We start from the raw sequence: 16,934 nt of genomic DNA on the forward strand, positions 1-16,934 counted from the left end.
CCTCTTTGTGGATGAAATCGCGTCTGGGGATAACTCAGCGCTGTGGGCCGGCTCTGTCGGTGCGTGTCGGCACGTTGTGGGCATGAGTTCATTGACACGGGCCGAGCTGGGCGCACTGGGTGAGCAGGTCGCCGTCGAGCATCTGGCGGCTCTGGGTTTGAAGACGCTGGCCCGCAATTGGCGGTGCCGGTACGGCGAACTGGACATCATCGCCGAGGACGCGGCGACGGGCACGGTGGTGTTCGTCGAGGTGAAGACGCGTAGTGGTGACGGTTTCGGCGGTCTGGCAGAGGCGGTCACGCCGCAGAAGGTGCGCCGGATCCGCCGGCTGGCGGCGATCTGGTTGGCCGCCCAGGACGCGCACTGGGCGGTACTGCGCATCGATGTGATCGGGGTGCGGGTGGGGCGCAGCCGTGATCCGGAGATCGTGCATCTGGCGGGGGTGGGTTGAGATGAGTTTGGGCAGAGCGTATTCGGTTGCGGTGCGGGGGCTGGACGGGGTGATCGTGGAGATCGAGGCCGACATCACCTCCGGCCTGCCGAGTGTGAATCTGGTGGGGTTGCCCGACACGGCGCTGCAGGAGTCGCGGGACCGTGTCCGGGCGGCGATCACGAATTGCGGGAGTTCCTGGCCGATGTCGCGGCTGACGTTGGCGTTGTCACCCGCGACGCTGCGCAAGGTCGGTTCGGTGTACGACCTGGCTCTGGCGTCGGCGGTGTTGTCGGCGCACACCAAGGCCACGTGGGCGCGGTTGGAGAAGACGGTGCTGCTGGGTGAACTCGCGCTCGACGGGCGGGTGCGCCCGGTGACCGGGGTGTTGCCTGCTGTGCTCGCAGCCAAGCGTGAGGGGTGGCCGTCGGTGGTGGTGCCGGTCGACAACCTGGCCGAGGCGAGTTTGATCGACGGTATCGACGTCTGGGGTGTGCGCACGTTGGGCGAGTTGCAGTCGTGGCTGAAGGGTAAGGCCGAGTTGCACGGCCGGGTTTCCGCGCCGACCCGGGGGCCGGAGCCGGCACCGGATCTCGCCGATGTGGTCGGTCAGTTCCAGGCCAGGCACGCCGTCGAGGTGGCGGCCGCCGGAGCGCACCATCTCATGCTCACGGGGCCACCGGGCACCGGGAAAACCATGTTGGCGCAGCGCCTTCCCGGCCTGCTGCCGCAGTTGTCACACGAAGAGGCGCTCGAGGTGACCGCGATCCATTCGGTGGCCGGACTGCTGTCGGGGGACACCCCGTTGATCACCGTGCCGCCGTTCGTCGCGCCGCACCACACCTCCAGCGTCGCGTCCCTCGTCGGCGGTGGCACCGGACTGGCCCGCCCCGGAGCGGTGAGCCGCGCCCACCGCGGTGTGCTGTTCCTCGACGAGTTCGCCGAGATGGGCGCCCGCGCACTCGAGGCGCTACGAACACCCTTGGAAGACGGCGAGATCCGGCTCGCGCGCCGTGACGGCGTCGCGTGTTATCCGGCGCGCTTCCAACTCGTGCTCGCCGCCAATCCCTGCCCGTGCGCACCGCCCAATCCGGTCGACTGCATCTGTTCGGCGCAGGCCCGGTTGCGGTACCGCGGCAAGCTTTCCGGGCCGTTGGTCGATCGTGTCGATCTGCGCGTGGAACTGCATCCGATCAGTGCCGGGGCGTTCACGCCGGAGGCGGCGGAGTCGTCGGCCGAGGTCCGCGCGCGGGTCGCGGCGGCCCGGGGGGCGGCCGAGGAACGGTGGCGGCCGTACGGCATCCGCACCAACGCCGAGGTGGCAGGCCCGCTGCTGCGCCGCAAGTTTCGGTTGTCGAAGAACACCATGGCGCCATTGCGGATCGCGTTGGACCGTGGCGCGGTGAGCATCCGAGGAGCCGACCGTTGTCTGCGTGTGGCATGGACGCTCGCGGATCTGGCGGGCCGGACGTCGCCGACGGTCGAGGACGTCACACAGGCATTGAGCTTCCGACAGGGCGGGGGTATGTGATGAGCGACGAGGTGCGCAGGGCGTGGGCCTATCTGTCGCGTGTCGCCGAACCTCCGTGCCCTGACCTCGCGGCGCTGGTGTCCGCGCACGGCCCGGTCGAAGCCGCGAACATGGTGAGGTCAGGCAACGTCGATCCGAAACTGCGGCGCTGGGTCGACGCACGGCGTGAGGTCGATTGCGCGGCACAGGATCTCGAAGTGCTCGATCGGCTGGGCGGGCGGTTGATCACACCTGAGGACGACGAATGGCCGCGGCTGGCCTTCGACCCGCTCGATCGGCTCGCCAAACGCACCGGCCGTGCGCCGCTGGTGCTGTGGGCCGTGGGTCCGGTACGTCTCGACGACGCCGTCGAACGCGCGGCCGCACTCGTCGGCACCCGCGCAGCGACCGCCTACGGTGAGCATGTCACCGGTGAATTCGCCGCCGGACTGGTCGAGCGTGACGTCACCGTGGTGTCCGGCGGCGCGTACGGCGTCGACGGAGCTGCGCATCGCGCGGCACTGGCAAGCGAAGGCATCACCGTCGCGGTCGTCGCAGGTGGTATCGACAATCCGTATCCCGCCGGGCACAGCGCGCTGTTCCGGCGGATCAGCGAGGACTGTCTGCTGCTCAGCGAGTATCCGCCCGGTATCCCGCCGGGACGGCTACGTTTCCTCACGCGCAACCGGCTGGTCGCCGCGCTGTCGGGGGCGACTGTGGTGGTGGAGGCCGGGCTGCGTAGCGGTGCGGCCAACACCGCGGCGTGGGCGCGGATGATCGGCCGGCAGGTGTGCGCGGTGCCCGGGCCCGTGACCTCGGCCGCATCGGCTGGGTGTCACGCGCTGCTGCGCGGTGATGCACATCTGGTGACGCGCGCGGCGGAGGTGGTGGAGTTCGTCGGCCGCATCGGCGAGCTCGCGCCGGACGAACCGCGTCCCGTCACTCGGCTCGACGGGCTCAGTGAGGGGGAGAAGCAGGTCTATGACGCGCTGCCCGCGCGAGGTGCGGTGACCGTCGAGGAGATCGCGGTGGCGGCCGGGATCGCGCCGCAGCACGTTCTGGGGCCCTTAGCGATGCTCGAAATCGCTGGTCTGGCGATATCGGAGGCCGGAACGTGGCGGCTGAACAAGCGACGGTAGACGACCTGGGGTGTGAGTGTCTCCGTATAGTCGGTGGGGTCCGGAGGCGGGCCGACAGATGAGGTCGGAGGCGGGCCGACAGATGAGTTTGGAGGGGCGCAATGGCAGGACGACCCATACACACCTTCGCGGTGGTGCGTCGTGAAGAGTTGACACCGCACATGGTCAGGCTGGTGCTCGGTGGCAACAACGCGGGCAGCGGTACAGGATTCGGCACGTTCAAGCCGAGTGAGTTCAGCGACTCCTACGTCAAGCTGGTCATCGTTCCCGAGGGTGTGGATGTCAGCTCGTTGCCACAACCACTGACACTGGACAGTTTTCAAGGTCTTCCCGAGGCGCAGCGGCCGACAGTGCGCACCTACACCGTCCGCAATGTGGACCCGGAACGTGGTGAGATCACCATCGACTTCGTCGTGCACGGTGAACTCGGCGTCGCGGGGCCGTGGGCGGCCTCGGCGGCGCCCGGACAGCCGGCGTACCTGATGGGGCCCAGCGGCGCCTTCTCGCCGGACCCAGCGGCGGATTGGTACCTGCTGGCCGGCGACGAGGCGGCGATCCCCGCGATCAGCACCGCGCTGGAAGCGTTGCCCGACAACGCAATCGGCAAAGCCTTCATCGAGGTTGCCGGTCCCGACGACGAACTTGAACTCAAGGCGCCTGCCGGTGTGGAGATCAAGTGGATCTACCGTGGTGGCCGTGCCGATCTGGTACCCGAAGACCGCGCGGGTGATCACGCGCCGCTGATCGACGCGGTCAAGGAGACACCGTGGCTGCCCGGTCAGGTGCAGGTGTTCATCCACGGCGAGGCGCAGGCGGTCATGCACAACCTGCGGCCGTACATCCGCAAGGAGCGCGGCGTCGAGGCGAAGTGGGCGGCCTCGATCTCGGGGTACTGGCGGCGCGGCCGCACCGAGGAGACGTTCCGACAGTGGAAGGCCGAGCTGGCGAAAGCCGAGGCTGAGGCCACTGCCTGACCGGAAGCTGGCAGAGTAGCCGTCATGGCCTACGGCGACTATCAGCTTGAGATCTACCTGCAGGGCTTGGCCGGCGTGCTGCCGACCATGCCGATGGACTACGCCACGCTGGAAAGCAAGGCGCAGCATGCGATGCCCGCGTCGATCTGGTCGTACGTGGCCGGCGGCGCCGGTGACGAGCGCACCCAGCGGGTCAACCGCACCGCGTTCGATCGTTGGGGTCTCGTTCCGCGGATGCTCAACGCCCAACGCGAGCGCGATCTCTCGGTAGACCTGTTCGGTCTGCAGCTGCCGTCGCCGTTGTTCATGGCACCTATCGGGGTGCTCGGTATCTGTGGGCAGGACGGCCACGGTGATCTGGCAGGCGCCCAGGCGGCCGCGCGTACCGGGGTGCCGATGGTCGTCTCGACGCTCACCCAGGATCCGCTGGAGGACGTCGCCGCTCAATTCGGCGACACCCCAGGCTTTTTCCAGCTCTATACTCCGACCGATCGCGATCTCGCGGCGAGCTTCGTGCAGCGTGCGGAAACCGCAGGCTACAAGGCCATCGTCGTCACACTCGACACCTGGGTGCCGGGTTGGCGCCCGCGCGATCTGTCCACGTCGAACTTCCCGCAGTTGCGCGGCAAGTGCCTCGCCAATTACACCAGCGATCCGGTGTTCCGCGCGGGACTGCCACAGCCTCCGGAGGAGAACCCGCAGGCCACCGTCCTTCGGTGGGTCAGCCAGTTCGGCAATCCGCTCACCTGGGCAGACCTTCCGTGGCTGCGTTCGCTGACCAAGCTGCCGTTGATCCTCAAAGGCATCTGTCATCCCGACGACGTCCGTCGCGCCAAAGACGAGGGCGTCGACGGCATCTACTGCTCCAACCACGGCGGACGTCAGGCCAACGGCGGTGTTCCGGCCATCGACTGCCTGCCCGGGGTCGTCGAGGCCGCCGACGGCCTGCCCGTGTTGTTCGACTCCGGTATCCGCAACGGCGCCGACATCGTCAAGGCTCTGGCACTCGGCGCCACCGCCGTGGGGGTCGGGCGACCGTACGTGTTCGGCCTCGCGCTCGGCGGGGTCGACGGCATCGTGCACGTTCTGCGTTCTTTGCTGGCCGAAGCCGATCTGATCATGGCGGTCGACGGCTATCCGTCCCTGGCGGATCTCACCCCTGACACGCTGCGTCGCGTCGACGCCTGAGCCGAGTCGGGTAGCGGACTACTCGTGTTCGCTGAAGGTTGCCGCGGCAACGATGAGATGCGATACGCACCATCAGTGGCGATCTGAAGGAGATCTGATGCCGCATGTGCCGCCGCCCTTGGCACCGCTCACCCCTGCGACGAGTCTGGACGACGTCGTCACCGCAATCGACTCGGTCATCGACTGGTCGATCGAAAACGAAAGCCGCCTGGGTTATTTCGCGGCACTGTACAAACGCATCACGGTCGCTGTGCGTACCGCCGTCGCTCACGGGGTGTTCGACGACGGCCCGCGGATGGAGCGCCTCGATGTGGCGTTCGCCAACCGCTACTTCGACGCGCTCAACGGCCGATTTCATCCGGACAGGTTTCCGCGGCCGACGCGGTCGTGGCAGGTGACGTTCGACGCGGCAAGCCGCGAGGACCCGATCATCCTGCAGCACATGTTCGCCGGGGTGAGCGCCCACATCTGCCTGGACCTGGGGATCGCCGCGCACGCCGTGGCGCCTCCCAGACGCCTGCCGGAGTTGATGGCCGACTTCAATCGCATCAATGCGGTCCTCGCCAGTCAGATGGACGGCCTCGTCGCCGACCTCAACGAACTGTCGCCGGCGCTGGCCGATGTCTACGCCGTATTCATGGATCACCAGATCGTGTTGATCAACGAGGCGGTGCGGACCTTCAGGGATGACGCTTGGCGCTTTGCCACCTTTCTCGCCGCGCAGCCGGCGTTCACCCGTCCGGTCAGCATCCGGCTTCGCGATCAGCGGACCGCCCGGCAGGGCCGGCTGATCTTCGAGCCGCCCGGTGTGCTCGGGCTCATCGATTGGGCCCTGGAAACCATCGCGGCGCAAGAGAGCTGGGACGTGGCGAAGAACATCCGCGTGCTCGACGAGATCGTCGGCATCCCTGCGCCGATCGCGACGACGTTGTGATGTCGTGACTCGCTCCGGGCGGTCGCGTGCCGGGACGCCACATGTCAGGGAGGCCTGCGGTGTCCCCGGCTGCCGAGCGGGCGGCGCCGATCAGGCTGACTGACAGTCTGATTCGCCGTCGTCGCTGTCGTGGCCGCCTCTGTTCTCGCCGCTGTCTCTGTCTCCGTTCTTTCTGCTGTGGTCTCGGTTGTGACCCGTAGCTCCGCTGTTGCGGGCGTCGCCGCGCTCGGTGTCGGGGTGGTGGTTGGTGTTGGGTTGTTGGTGGTCTTGGTCGAGCAGTTCGGGTGGGATTGCCGGCTTTTCGCTGAGGTCGTTGCCACGGGCTATTGCGGTGTCTGGCTCGGTGTCTGCGGCCTGCTTCGCATGGGTCTCGCTGCCGGTCGTCTTGCTTGTCTGGCTCCTGCTGTCTGCGGTGTCGTCGGTGAACCCGCTTTTGATGTCTGCGAGGAGGGTTTCGGGGTGGTGGTAGGTGTTGGTGCGGTGTTGGCCGCGGTCGAGTAGTTGCGGTGGGATCCATTCGCATTGGCCGTGGTTGTTGATGCGGGTGGTCCATTTGTTGGGGGCCTCGCCGACGAGGCGGTTGTCACAGCCGCAGGCCAGGGCCAGAGCGTCGGCGTCGGTGAGTCCGCCTTTGGAGTAGTCGGTGGTGGCGTGGTGGGCTTGGCAGCGGTAGCCGTTGGCGGTGCATCCGGGGCGGGTGCAGCCGCGGTCGCGTGCCCAGATGGCCAGGCGCTGTCCGGCGGAGGCGGTGCGCCGGGCCCGCCCGAGGTAGAGCGGAACCCCGGTGTGTTCGTCGTAGACGGCGAGGTAGTGGTGGGCTTGGGTGGCCAGGCGGATCAGGTCGGGGATGGACAGTTTGGTGCCGCCGGCGGTGATCGCCACTCCGGCGGCTTTTTCGAGTTCTTGCAGGGTGGTGGTGATCAGCAGGGTGGCGGGTAGGCCGTTGATCTGGCCGAGGTCTTTGTGGGCGAGCAGCAGCCGCATGGCGGTGAGCATGGCGTCGTGGCGACGCTCGGACGCGCCGCGCTCGTCGTGGTCGATCTGCTGTTGTGAAGGCGTGCCGGAGACACACGGGGCCTCGTCGGCGGGGTTGCACATGCCGGGTGCGGCCAGTTTTTCGTCGATGGGGTCGAAGGTGGCTTTGAATTCGGCGCTGACCTTGCCGCGCAGGTGATAGGAACCGTCGGGTTGTTGGGGGCCGAAGGTGATGCCGAACGGTTTGGTGGGTGGGTTGTCGGTGGGGGCGGGCCCGTCTTGGTCGAGCAGGAACACGGCGTGGTCGACGGCTTGGCGCACGGTTTCGGGGTCGGCCCCGATGGCGCCGGTGACCAGTTTTTCTTCCAGCCGGCACTGTTCGGCGTAGGTGACCCAGTCGGGGCATTTGGTGAAGAATTTGAACAGCTCGGTGACGTGGTCGGGGGTCAGGGCGCCGTCGGCTTGGGCGGCGGCGATGTGTTCACGTTTGGGTGCCAAGGCTTCGCCGGTCATCGACACCCGGGGGCCCAACTCCGCGGCGTCGGCGCAGCGGCGGCGGGCTTCCTTGACCGAGATGCCCAGGCGGGTCGCCAGCACCAGCGGCCAGGATTTGGCGCCGATCGCCGCGGGGGTGGTCTGCGCACCCAGGGCGGCGATGGCGCGGTGTTCGACGGCGGGGATGCGGTTGCGGGCGTCTTGTAGGCCGGCGCAGATGGTCAACAGTTCGGCGTCGGTGAGCGCACTGTGGGGGAGTGTGAGCAGGGTGTTGAGCGCAGCGTCCAGGGCTGCGACTGCGTCCTGCACTCCATCATCCATGTATCGAACACTAGTTCGATACACCGACAAGAAACCTCAGTTTGTGACGGGTGTGATCAATGAGCCCATATTGGTCAAAGGTGTTGTTGTACAGCAAGTTACAGGAGAACACTCACCGGTCGGCGAGCGTGCGCCGAGTGCTGACACAACCCGGCGTGTCCACCGACAAACACGCACCCTCGCGGAGCAAGGTGAGGCGCGAAAGTGGTCACGCTGAGATTGCGGCGCGGCGCGTCGGATGGACACGACCGGACGATCTGACACGGTGGGGGCATGGAATCCGTGCTCGACCAGTTCGATGCCTACCTTGGCCTCGAACGCGGCCATTCCGACCACACTCGCAGGGCGTACCGGGGAGACCTGACGGCGCTGTTCGACTTCGTCGAGCAGCGCACGGGTGAGCGGAGCCTCGCGCGGGTGAGCCTACCGCTGCTGCGGTCGTGGTTGGCCGAACAGTCGGCGTCGGGTGCCGCGCGGACAACCCTTGCCAGGCGGACGTCGTCGGTGAAGACGTTCTGTGCGTGGGCGTTGCGGCGTGGCCTGATCGGCGTGGACCCGGCAGCGCGGCTGCAGGTGCCCAAGGCGCGGCGCACGCTGCCCGCCGTGCTGCGGCGCGACCAGGCGCTCGACGCGCTCGACGCGGTGAATTCAGGTGCGCAAGAAGGGGATCCGATCGCGCTGCGGGACCGGCTGATCGTCGAACTGCTCTACGCGACGGGGATCCGCGTGAGCGAGTTGTGCGGGCTCGACATCGACGACATCGACACCTCGCGGCGCGTGGTGCGGGTGCTGGGCAAGGGCAACAAGCAACGCACCGTCCCGTTCGGCGAGCCGGCCCACGCGGCGCTGACGGCCTGGCTGACCGAAGGCAGGCCACAACTGTCGATCCCCGAATCGGGCCCGGCCCTGCTGCTCGGGGCCAGGGGGCGTCGCCTAGATCCGCGCCAGGCCCGCACCGTGGTGCACCAGACGGTCTCGGCCGTCAACGGCGCCCCCGACATCGGTCCGCACGGGCTGCGCCACAGCGCCGCCACGCATCTGCTCGAAGGCGGCGCCGACCTGCGCATCGTGCAGGAACTGCTCGGCCACACGTCGCTGGCCACCACCCAGCTCTACACCCACGTCACCGTCGAACGGCTCCGCGCCGTTCATGACCAGGCCCACCCACGCGCATGATCCGTTCAGAAGTCGACCTGTCCGGCGGGCGGGTCTCCTACCTCACGTGGTCTCCCGAACGCCCGAGCGGCACCGTCGTCCTGTTGCACGGAGGCGGGGTCGACAACGCCGAATTGTCGTGGGGCGGAATCGCACCCGGGCTCGCCGCGGCGGGCTACCGTGTCGTCTGCCCCGACCATCCGGGTTACGGACACAGTCCACTGCCGGCCTTGCCGGTGACACAGGAGCGTCTGGTCGCCTACGTCGGCGATTTCGTCGACGCGGTCGTCGACGGTCGGTATGCCATCGGTGGGCTCTCGCTCGGCGGCGGCATGACGATCGGGCATGTGCTCGACCGCCCGGACCGGGTGACCGGAGCCATGCTGCTGGGCAGCTACGGCATCATGGCGAGACTGTCGGACGGACCGTTCTCGGCGATCAGGCAGGCGTTGACGTGGGCCATGGTCCGTACCGGGGTGATGGGCTCGGTGATGCGCTGGACCGCGCGAAACCGGACCGCGATGAACCAGAGCGTCGCGGCCATCATCCGAAACCGCGTCTACCGCACCGACGATCTGCTGCAGGCCGTGTACGCCGCCGCGGCGCAACCGGGTGGTTTCATCGCGTTCGAGCAGTGGCAGCGCGACCAGGTGCGGTGGAACCGGCAGCGCACCGACTACACCGACCGCTTACGGACGTTTCCGCGTCCCGCGCTGATCGTGCACGGCGGCCGCGATACAGGTGTACCCGTCGCCCATGCGCGCGCCGCCGCGCGGTTGATACCGGACGCCACGCTGAAAGTCGTTGCCGAGGCGGGCCATTGGGTGCAGCGGGACGCACCCGATGTGGTGCTCGACGCGATGACGACATTCCTGGCCCGGATCAGCGCAACAGCTTGATCACCTCGGCGAGGTGCGGCATGGCCGATTCACGGCCCGCCCACGCGTCGATGACCGTCCAGTAGCTCACCCCGTACAGGCGTTGGCGCTCCGCGAGCGCCTCGGCCATCTGCTCGTAGGTCCCGATCAGGACGAAGGGCGATTCGAGCAGGACCGACGGCTCGGTGCCGAGGGTGCCTGCGAGTTCGGCCGCGGCCGCGGCCGGGTCCTCGGTGTGGGCGACGAATTGGATGAGCGCGTTGAGTTCGATCTGCTCGAAGCGCGCACCTGCCGCGTCGCGGACCACGCCGATGCGGTCCAGCAGTCCTGCCGGGCCGAAGTGGGTCAGGCGGATCTCGGTGGCATCGTGGTTGTGGCTGAACCCGGCGAGGCCCGCGATATCGGCGACGCGGCCCGCCAACTGCAGTACACGCGTGCCGTTTCCGCCGATGAGCAGCGGCACGGGAACCCCGGGTGGCGCCACGAGCTCACCTGCGGCACCGCGCACACAGTAGTGCGAGCCGTCGACATCAACCGCCTCGCCTGCCAGCAGCGGCGCGATCACCGAGACGGCTTCGACAAGCCGGTCGACCCGCACGCCCCCGCGGTCGAATTTCACACCGACGGCGTCGTACTCGGATTTCATGTGTCCGGCGCCCAGACCGAGCTCGAAGCGCCCGCCCGACATGGCTGCCAGGGTGCCGGATTCACGCGCTACGTCGACCGGATGACGGAGATCGTTGTTGAGCACCAACGTTCCGGTGTGCAAGTGGGACGTGACCGCACCCGCCGCTGCGCAAACGGCGAACGGCGACAGAATCGGCGCGACGTGATCGGGCACCGTCAGCACGTCGAACCCGGAATCCTCGACGCCGCGGGCAAACTCGGCGAAGTCGGTGCCACGGGGGAGGGCGGTGTGCAGGCCAAAGCGCATGGGGCGGTTGCGATGAGCGGTAGATGTCACCTCGCCGACTGTAACCCCGTTTGGAGTGGCTTGAGGCGGACCGCGGCGAGCAGGCCGAGCGGATCGACGTAGTCGGCGCGCGAAGCCGGACCCCACATCGCACCCCAGTGCAGACACGCCGCGACCGGGCAGCCGGAGTGACCCTCGTCGAGGGTGCCGATGGACTGCCCGGCTGCGACCGTGCGGCCCACCCGCACGTGAGCGCGTACCGGTTCGTAGGTGGTGCGCAGACCTCCCGGATGCGCGATCGACACCACCGGGCGGCCCGCGAGTTCACCCGCGAACACCACCGTGCCGGGCCCCGCGGCATACACGGGCTGGTGCGCCCCCGCCGCGAGGTCAACGCCACGGTGCCCGCGCTGCCAGTTCGGCGACGGCGCGTCGAACGCGCGCGTCACCGCTGGTCGCGGGTCCAGCGGCCAGCGGAAGCGCACGGTCTCGGCGTCCGCAGGCACGGCCCAGAACAACCCAGCGCACACCACCGCTGCCATGATTCTCATCACCTTCCACTTCACCGCATCCGCACCCGTGCGCCCAAGAGCGAGATCACGGCCTGTGGATGAACCGCCGACCCTGGAGGTCAGGCTGGTAAAAGCACCTGTGTCCAGCGTGTAAACTCCTACGTGCAGCTCGCCGAGCGGGCTGACTTCGCGTGTTCGCGCCTCGATCGCCTCCATGGGGTCGAATCCGGATGCCGGCGGTCCTGACCTGGGATTTCCCAGTGCGGGTCCGGCAACCAGCGGGCACCAGGGCCCGGTATCACCCGATGCCGAGCGACAACCGACAACCAGAAGAGGTATGGCTGGCCATGGCCGTCGTCACCATGAAGCAGCTGCTTGACAGCGGCGCCCACTTCGGGCATCAGACCCGTCGTTGGAATCCCAAGATGAAGCGGTTCATCTTCACCGACCGCAACGGCATCTACATCATCGACCTGCAGCAGACGCTGACCTACATCGACAAGGCGTACGAATTCGTCAAGGAAACCGTCGCCCACGGTGGCACGGTCCTGTTCGTCGGCACCAAGAAGCAGGCGCAGGAGTCCATCGCCGAAGAGGCCACCCGCGTCGGCATGCCGTACGTGAACCAGCGCTGGCTCGGCGGCATGCTCACCAACTTCTCCACCGTGCACAAGCGCCTGCAGCGCCTCAAGGAGCTCGAGGCCATGGAGCAGACCGGTGGCTTCGAGGGTCGCACCAAGAAGGAAATCCTCATGCTCACGCGTGAGAAGAACAAGCTCGAGCGCAGCCTCGGCGGTATCCGCGACATGCAGAAGGTGCCCTCGGCCGTGTGGGTCGTCGACACCAACAAGGAGCACATCGCCGTCGGTGAGGCCCGCAAGCTGGGCATCCCGGTCATCGCGATCCTCGACACCAACTGCGATCCCGACGTCGTCGACTACCCGATCCCGGGCAACGACGACGCGATCCGCTCGGCCGCGCTGCTGACCAAGGTGATCGCCTCCGCGGTCGCCGAGGGTCTGCAGGCCCGCGCGGGCCAGGGCAGCGGCGAGAAGCCCGCCGAAGGTGCCGAGCCGCTCGCCGAGTGGGAGCAGGAGCTGCTCGCCGGCGCGACCGCCGGTGCTGCCGACGCCTCCGCCGAAGGCGCTGCCGCCCCCGAATCATCCACTGACGCTTCGTAATTCCAGGAAGGCTTTCATGGCTAACTACACCGCTGCCGACGTAAAGCGGCTTCGGGAGCTGACCGGTGCAGGCATGCTCGACTCGAAGAACGCCCTGGTCGAGGCCGACGGCGACTTCGACAAGGCAGTCGAACTTCTCCGCATCAAGGGCGCCAAGGACGTCGGCAAGCGCGCTGAGCGTGCGACCGCCGAAGGTCTGGTCGCGGCCAAGGACGGCGCGCTCATCGAGCTGAACTCGGAGACCGACTTCGTCGCCAAGAACGCCGAGTTCCAGGCGCTCGCCGACCAGATCGTCGCAGCTGCCGTCGCGGCCAAGGCCAACGACATCGAGACGCTCAAGGCTGCCAAGACCGGCGACACCACCGTCGAACAGGCCATCGCGGACCTGAGCGCCAAGATCGGCGAGAAGCTCGAACTGCGCCGCGCGGCGTACTTCGACGGCACCGTCGAGGCCTACCTGCACAAGCGTGCCGCCGACCTGCCGCCCGCCGTGGGTGTGCTGGTCGAGTACCAGGCCGGCGACGCCGACAAGGGCAAGGAGGCCGCGCACGCGGTCGCACTGCAGATCGCCGCGCTCAAGGCCAAGTACCTCACCCGTGAGGACGTGCCCGAGGACATCGTCGCCAACGAGCGTCGCATCGCCGAGGAGACCGCCCGCAACGAGGGCAAGCCCGAGCAGGCGCTGCCGAAGATCGTCGAAGGCCGCGTGACCGGCTTCTACAAGGACGTCGTGCTGCTCGACCAGCCGTCGGTGTCCGACAACAAGAAGACCGTCAAGGCGTTGCTCGACGAGGCTGGCGTGACCGTGACGCGCTTCGTGCGCTTCGAGGTCGGCCAGGCCTGACAAGCCTGAGCGGCACACCCACCGCTCACTGTGTGAAACCCCGCGTCATACCCGGCGATCCCGGAGACGCGGGGTTTTGCCGTCTTCGGAGAACAGCAAAGGGCAAGGAAACCCCGCTCGCCGGCCTGCCGTGTGGTACCACTTGGTACCGTCAACCCATGGTCCACGCCTTCAGCAATGACGCTCTCGGTGATCACGATGCCGTCGGCCTCGTCGGGGAACTGGCGGCGGGCCGCGTGTCGTCCGCCGACCTCATCGAGGCCGCGATCGCGCGCGTCGAGGCCGTCAACCCCACGCTGAAAGGCCTGGCCTACGCGGCCTTCGAACGCGCCCACGCCCGTGGCGCGGCGCCCAGCCCCTACGGCGGCTTCTTCGACGGGGTACCCACCTTTGTCAAGGACAACGTCGACGTCGAGGGCATGCCCACCATGCACGGCACCGACGCGTGGGAACCGCGGGCCGTACGCGCCCACGGCGACTTCGCGCGGGCCTACCTCTCGACCGGGCTCATCGCGCTGGGCAAGACTCGTCTGTCGGAATACGGCTTCAGCGCGTCGTGTGAGCATCCGCGCCTGGGCCCCGTGCGCAACCCGTGGAACCCGGAGTACACCGCGGGAGCGTCGTCGTCAGGGTCGGCCGCGTTCGTGGCCGCGGGTGTCGTCCCCATCGCACACGCCAACGACGGCGGCGGCTCGATTCGCATCCCGGCCGCGTGCAACGGTCTCGTCGGTCTCAAGCCGTCCAGGGGCCGTCTGCCTCAGGACAAATACTTCCGCGCGATGCCGTTGCGCATCGTCTCCGACGGCGTGGTCACCCGCTCGGTCCGCGACACGGCAGCCTTCTACCGCGAGATGGAACGCGTCTACCGCAACCCGAAGCTGCCACCCATCGGCGACGTCCACCGCCCTGGAAAGCAGCGGCTGAGGATCGCGGTGTGCACGCAGTCCATCGTCCGCGACGCCGCGCCTGAGGTCCGCGACCTCACCCTCAAGACCGCGGCACTGCTCGAGGAACTCGGCCACCGGGTCACCCCGATCGGCAATCCGATTCCGAACCACTTCAAGGACGACTTCCTGGACTACTGGGCATTTCTGGCGTTCGCCAGCGTGCGCGGTGGACGCCGCACGGCCGGGCCGTCGTTCGATCGCGACCGGCTGGACAACCTCACGCTGGGACTGGATCGCCGCGCCGCGCGGCGCCTGTACCGGCTGCCGCTCGCGATCGCCCGGCTGGCCCGGTCCGGGCGGATCACCCAGCGGCTGTCCAACAGCTACGACGTGGTGCTCACGCCCACGCTGGCCGAGCCGACGCTGCCCCTCGGGCGACTCGATCCGACCGCGGACTACGAGCAGATCCTGCAGCGGCTGGTCGACTGGGTGGCCTTCACACCGTTGCAGAACGCGACCGGAGACCCCGCGATCTCGTTGCCGCTCGCGCAGACCACCGCCGGCATGCCGGTGGGCATGATGTTCTCCAGCACCATCGGCCGCGAGGCGCGCCTTTTGGAGCTTGCCTACGAGCTCGAGGAGGCGCGGCCCTGGGCGCGCATACAAGATGTCACCGCGACCAAGCAGCCGCGTAAGCGGGCCGCGAAGAAGGCCACGAAAACCACGGAGTAGGGCACAAACCGGCGTGGCGCGTGACATGACCCCGTAACCCGGGCCGTGTCCTGTTAACGAACTCGACACCGCGAACGGCTGCGGGTGAAACATCGGGCTCGCAGCATCCCTCATTGTGGAAACCGCTGAATCGGTATCGCCCTCACCCACATCCACACCGCCACGATCACCGCAGATCGCCACCACCACCGGCAACACCTTCGGTTGCCTGGTGCGGTTCGCCTTCGCGAACATCCGGCGCAGGCCGGAGCGGTTCGTGCTCTCGGTGCTCGGGATCGCGCTGGCGATCGCGTGTGTGACTGTCGTGCGGACGATTTCGTCGAGCTTCGCGATCACCGGCGCCGACTCGGTGACCGACGTCCTCGGCGACGCGCAGCTGTGGGTGGTGCCCGCGGCAGGCGTGCACTACGACAACGAGGCGTCGGCACTGGTGGCCGACGGGCCCGCACCCGCGCTCACGGTGCCCGACGGCTGGCGGGCCGTGCAGACCTCCTCGGGGGTCGTGCACATCGGCGACGCGGAGGTATCCCTGCGCGGCGACGACGAAATACCCGCGGGGCAAGCGGTTCTCGGACCCGATGTGGCAAACCGGCTCGCGGTGGCCGACGGATCTGTCGTCGACGTGAACGGCCACCCGCTGACGGCGCGGATCACCGGCTCCGGCGAATCGGTGACGGTGCCGACGAGCGTTGCCCGGTCACTGGTCGGCGACCACGGGTGGTGGACGGTGTATGCGCCTGCGGGGGAGGAGAATCGGCGCGATCTGGCCCAGAGGTTCGGTGCCGCGGTCGGTTTGCCGTACACCGCCGACCCCTCCGAGCAACCGAAAGCCGATGGCGAAGGTCTGATCTACGACACCGTGGGCGGGTCCGGGCCGCTGACCTTCGAGCAGAAATTCTCCGCACTGTTCTCCGGCAAGGTCACGAGCTCGACACTGGGCCTGATCTCCACGATCGGCCTGATCCTCGGATTCGTCATCGCGGTGTCGTCGTTCCTGGCGGCCGTGCAGGAACGCAAACGCGAATTCGGCATCATGAGCAGCATCGGCCTGGCCGACGAGGTGCTGTACTTCTTCCTCGTCGAATCGGCGATCGTGTTCGTCGCGGCCTACGTACTGGGTGTGCTCGGCGCGGGAGCCGCTGTGGCGCTGACGATTCCGGGCATCGCGACCCCGGTCGCGTGGGCACAGGCCGCCGGTATGGTCGCGGCCTTCCTTCCGGCCATGGCGATCGTCGGCGCGCTGGTACCCGTACACCGCTTGCTGCAGCAGCGGCCCGTCGACCTGTTGGGGGCGCGATGATCCAGAAAGGCCTTGCCTACGGCTGGTTGTCGGCGCGCAGGCGGATCAGGGAGATGGTGTTGCCGGTGGTCACCACCGCGACCGGCGCCTTCCTGGTGGTGCTGGTGTTCGCGATGTCCGCGGGCATCCGGGAGCAATCGGCCGTCATCGGGCATGCCGAGGAGATCAATCGGGCGGTGATCCTGATCGCGGTGACGGTGTTGCTCGTAGGCGTGGTCGAGGTCGCCGTGGCGACCACCCGCACCGTGGCGCACCGGACCCGGGAGCTCGGTGTGTTGGGCGCCAACGGTATTCCGCGCGGGCCTGTGGTGGCCGCCCTGCTCGTCGAACCGCTGGTCGCGGCCGTGCTCGGCGCCTTGGCAGGTGCGGGGGCGGCGTCGGTCACCGCGGCCGTGGTCGCTCTGGCCGGGCTCGCTCCGACGGGTGTGTCGGTCGCCGGGATCCTCGCCGGTTGCCTGATCGCGTTCGGTGTCAGCATCGTCGCGGCCGTCGCCACGAGTTTCGTGCCCACCTGGAACGCCGCGTCGCGTCCACCCATCCGATCCCTGACCGCTGGAGGCTGATCA

The 16,934-nt window shown here is 68.1% G+C and carries 16 protein-coding genes; 13 read left to right on the forward strand and 3 right to left on the reverse strand.

Annotated features, from left to right (window positions below; translation table 11 throughout):
- Nucleotides 1-82 precede the first annotated feature (82 nt).
- The 6 genes from AT701_RS12660 (at nt 83) to AT701_RS12685 (ending at nt 6,175) form a co-directional block, all read left to right on the forward strand.
- A complete protein-coding gene (locus AT701_RS12660) occupies nt 83-451 on the forward strand; it encodes a YraN family protein (protein ID WP_003893869.1) in 369 nt (122 codons plus the stop codon).
- A 1-nt stretch (nt 452) separates the two neighbouring features.
- Nucleotides 453-1,961: a YifB family Mg chelatase-like AAA ATPase gene (locus tag AT701_RS12665; protein ID WP_058125930.1), complete on the forward strand. Its 1,509-nt coding sequence runs from the start codon at nt 453-455 to the stop codon at nt 1,959-1,961.
- Nucleotides 1,961-3,079 carry a DNA-processing protein DprA gene (gene dprA / locus AT701_RS12670; protein ID WP_029104346.1) on the forward strand — a complete coding sequence of 373 codons (1,119 nt, stop codon included), beginning with the start codon at nt 1,961-1,963 and terminating at the stop codon, nt 3,077-3,079. The genes AT701_RS12665 and dprA overlap by 1 nt, the downstream gene beginning before the upstream one ends.
- Nucleotides 3,080-3,180: 101 nt before the next feature.
- Nucleotides 3,181-4,053 carry a siderophore-interacting protein gene (locus AT701_RS12675; protein WP_011728392.1) on the forward strand — a complete coding sequence of 291 codons (873 nt, stop codon included), beginning with the start codon at nt 3,181-3,183 and terminating at the stop codon, nt 4,051-4,053.
- A gap of 24 nt (nt 4,054-4,077) precedes the next feature.
- Entirely contained in the window at nt 4,078-5,241 is a 1,164-nt protein-coding gene (locus AT701_RS12680) for a lactate 2-monooxygenase (RefSeq protein ID WP_058125931.1), read from the forward strand.
- 97 nt (nt 5,242-5,338) lie between these two features.
- On the forward strand, nt 5,339-6,175 hold the full coding sequence (locus AT701_RS12685) for a DUF5995 family protein (RefSeq protein ID WP_058125932.1): 837 nt from the start codon (nt 5,339-5,341) through the stop codon (nt 6,173-6,175).
- Nucleotides 6,176-6,265: 90 nt separating this feature from the next.
- On the opposite strand, the gene AT701_RS12690 is transcribed toward AT701_RS12685, so the two are convergent.
- Nucleotides 6,266-7,966, reverse strand: coding sequence for an HNH endonuclease signature motif containing protein (locus AT701_RS12690; RefSeq protein WP_058125933.1), 1,701 nt, complete (start codon nt 7,964-7,966; stop codon nt 6,266-6,268).
- Between the two features lie 273 nt (nt 7,967-8,239).
- On the opposite strand from AT701_RS12690, the gene AT701_RS12695 reads away from it, so the two are divergent.
- On the forward strand, nt 8,240-9,142 hold the full coding sequence (locus tag AT701_RS12695) for a tyrosine recombinase XerC (RefSeq protein ID WP_011728395.1): 903 nt from the start codon (nt 8,240-8,242) through the stop codon (nt 9,140-9,142).
- The gene (locus AT701_RS12700) at nt 9,139-10,020 is read left to right on the forward strand and encodes an alpha/beta fold hydrolase (RefSeq protein ID WP_011728396.1); all 882 of its coding nucleotides are present in this window, start codon (nt 9,139-9,141) and stop codon (nt 10,018-10,020) included. Before AT701_RS12695 ends, AT701_RS12700 begins: the two co-directional genes overlap by 4 nt.
- Here AT701_RS12700 and AT701_RS12705 read toward each other — a convergent pair.
- Both AT701_RS12705 and AT701_RS12710 read right to left on the reverse strand, forming a co-directional pair.
- Complete coding sequence (locus AT701_RS12705) at nt 10,004-10,933, reverse strand: LLM class F420-dependent oxidoreductase (protein ID WP_081319456.1); 930 nt, start codon at nt 10,931-10,933, stop codon at nt 10,004-10,006. The two genes, AT701_RS12700 and AT701_RS12705, sit on opposite strands and share 17 nt — an antisense overlap.
- A 26-nt stretch (nt 10,934-10,959) precedes the next feature.
- A complete protein-coding gene (locus AT701_RS12710) occupies nt 10,960-11,463 on the reverse strand; it encodes a M23 family metallopeptidase (protein WP_029104211.1) in 504 nt (167 codons plus the stop codon).
- A 308-nt stretch (nt 11,464-11,771) separates the two neighbouring features.
- On the opposite strand from AT701_RS12710, the gene rpsB reads away from it, so the two are divergent.
- The 5 genes from rpsB to AT701_RS12735 all read left to right on the forward strand — a co-directional run bounded on the left by rpsB (nt 11,772) and on the right by AT701_RS12735 (nt 16,931).
- Nucleotides 11,772-12,605, forward strand: coding sequence for a 30S ribosomal protein S2 (rpsB, locus tag AT701_RS12715; protein ID WP_003893880.1), 834 nt, complete (start codon nt 11,772-11,774; stop codon nt 12,603-12,605).
- Between the two features lie 16 nt (nt 12,606-12,621).
- Nucleotides 12,622-13,449, forward strand: coding sequence for a translation elongation factor Ts (gene tsf / locus AT701_RS12720; RefSeq protein ID WP_003893881.1), 828 nt, complete (start codon nt 12,622-12,624; stop codon nt 13,447-13,449).
- Nucleotides 13,450-13,607: 158 nt separating this feature from the next.
- Nucleotides 13,608-15,068 (forward strand): amidase, encoded by a 1,461-nt coding sequence (locus tag AT701_RS12725; RefSeq protein WP_058125935.1) that lies wholly within the window; start codon nt 13,608-13,610, stop codon nt 15,066-15,068.
- Between the two features lie 115 nt (nt 15,069-15,183).
- Nucleotides 15,184-16,368, forward strand: coding sequence for an ABC transporter permease (locus AT701_RS12730; protein ID WP_003893883.1), 1,185 nt, complete (start codon nt 15,184-15,186; stop codon nt 16,366-16,368).
- On the forward strand, nt 16,365-16,931 hold the full coding sequence (locus AT701_RS12735) for an FtsX-like permease family protein (protein WP_058125936.1): 567 nt from the start codon (nt 16,365-16,367) through the stop codon (nt 16,929-16,931). Before AT701_RS12730 ends, AT701_RS12735 begins: the two co-directional genes overlap by 4 nt.
- The last annotated feature ends 3 nt before the right edge of the window (nt 16,932-16,934 follow it).

This window comes from Mycolicibacterium smegmatis (assembly GCF_001457595.1).
GTDB classification, from domain to species: domain Bacteria; phylum Actinomycetota; class Actinomycetes; order Mycobacteriales; family Mycobacteriaceae; genus Mycobacterium; species Mycobacterium smegmatis.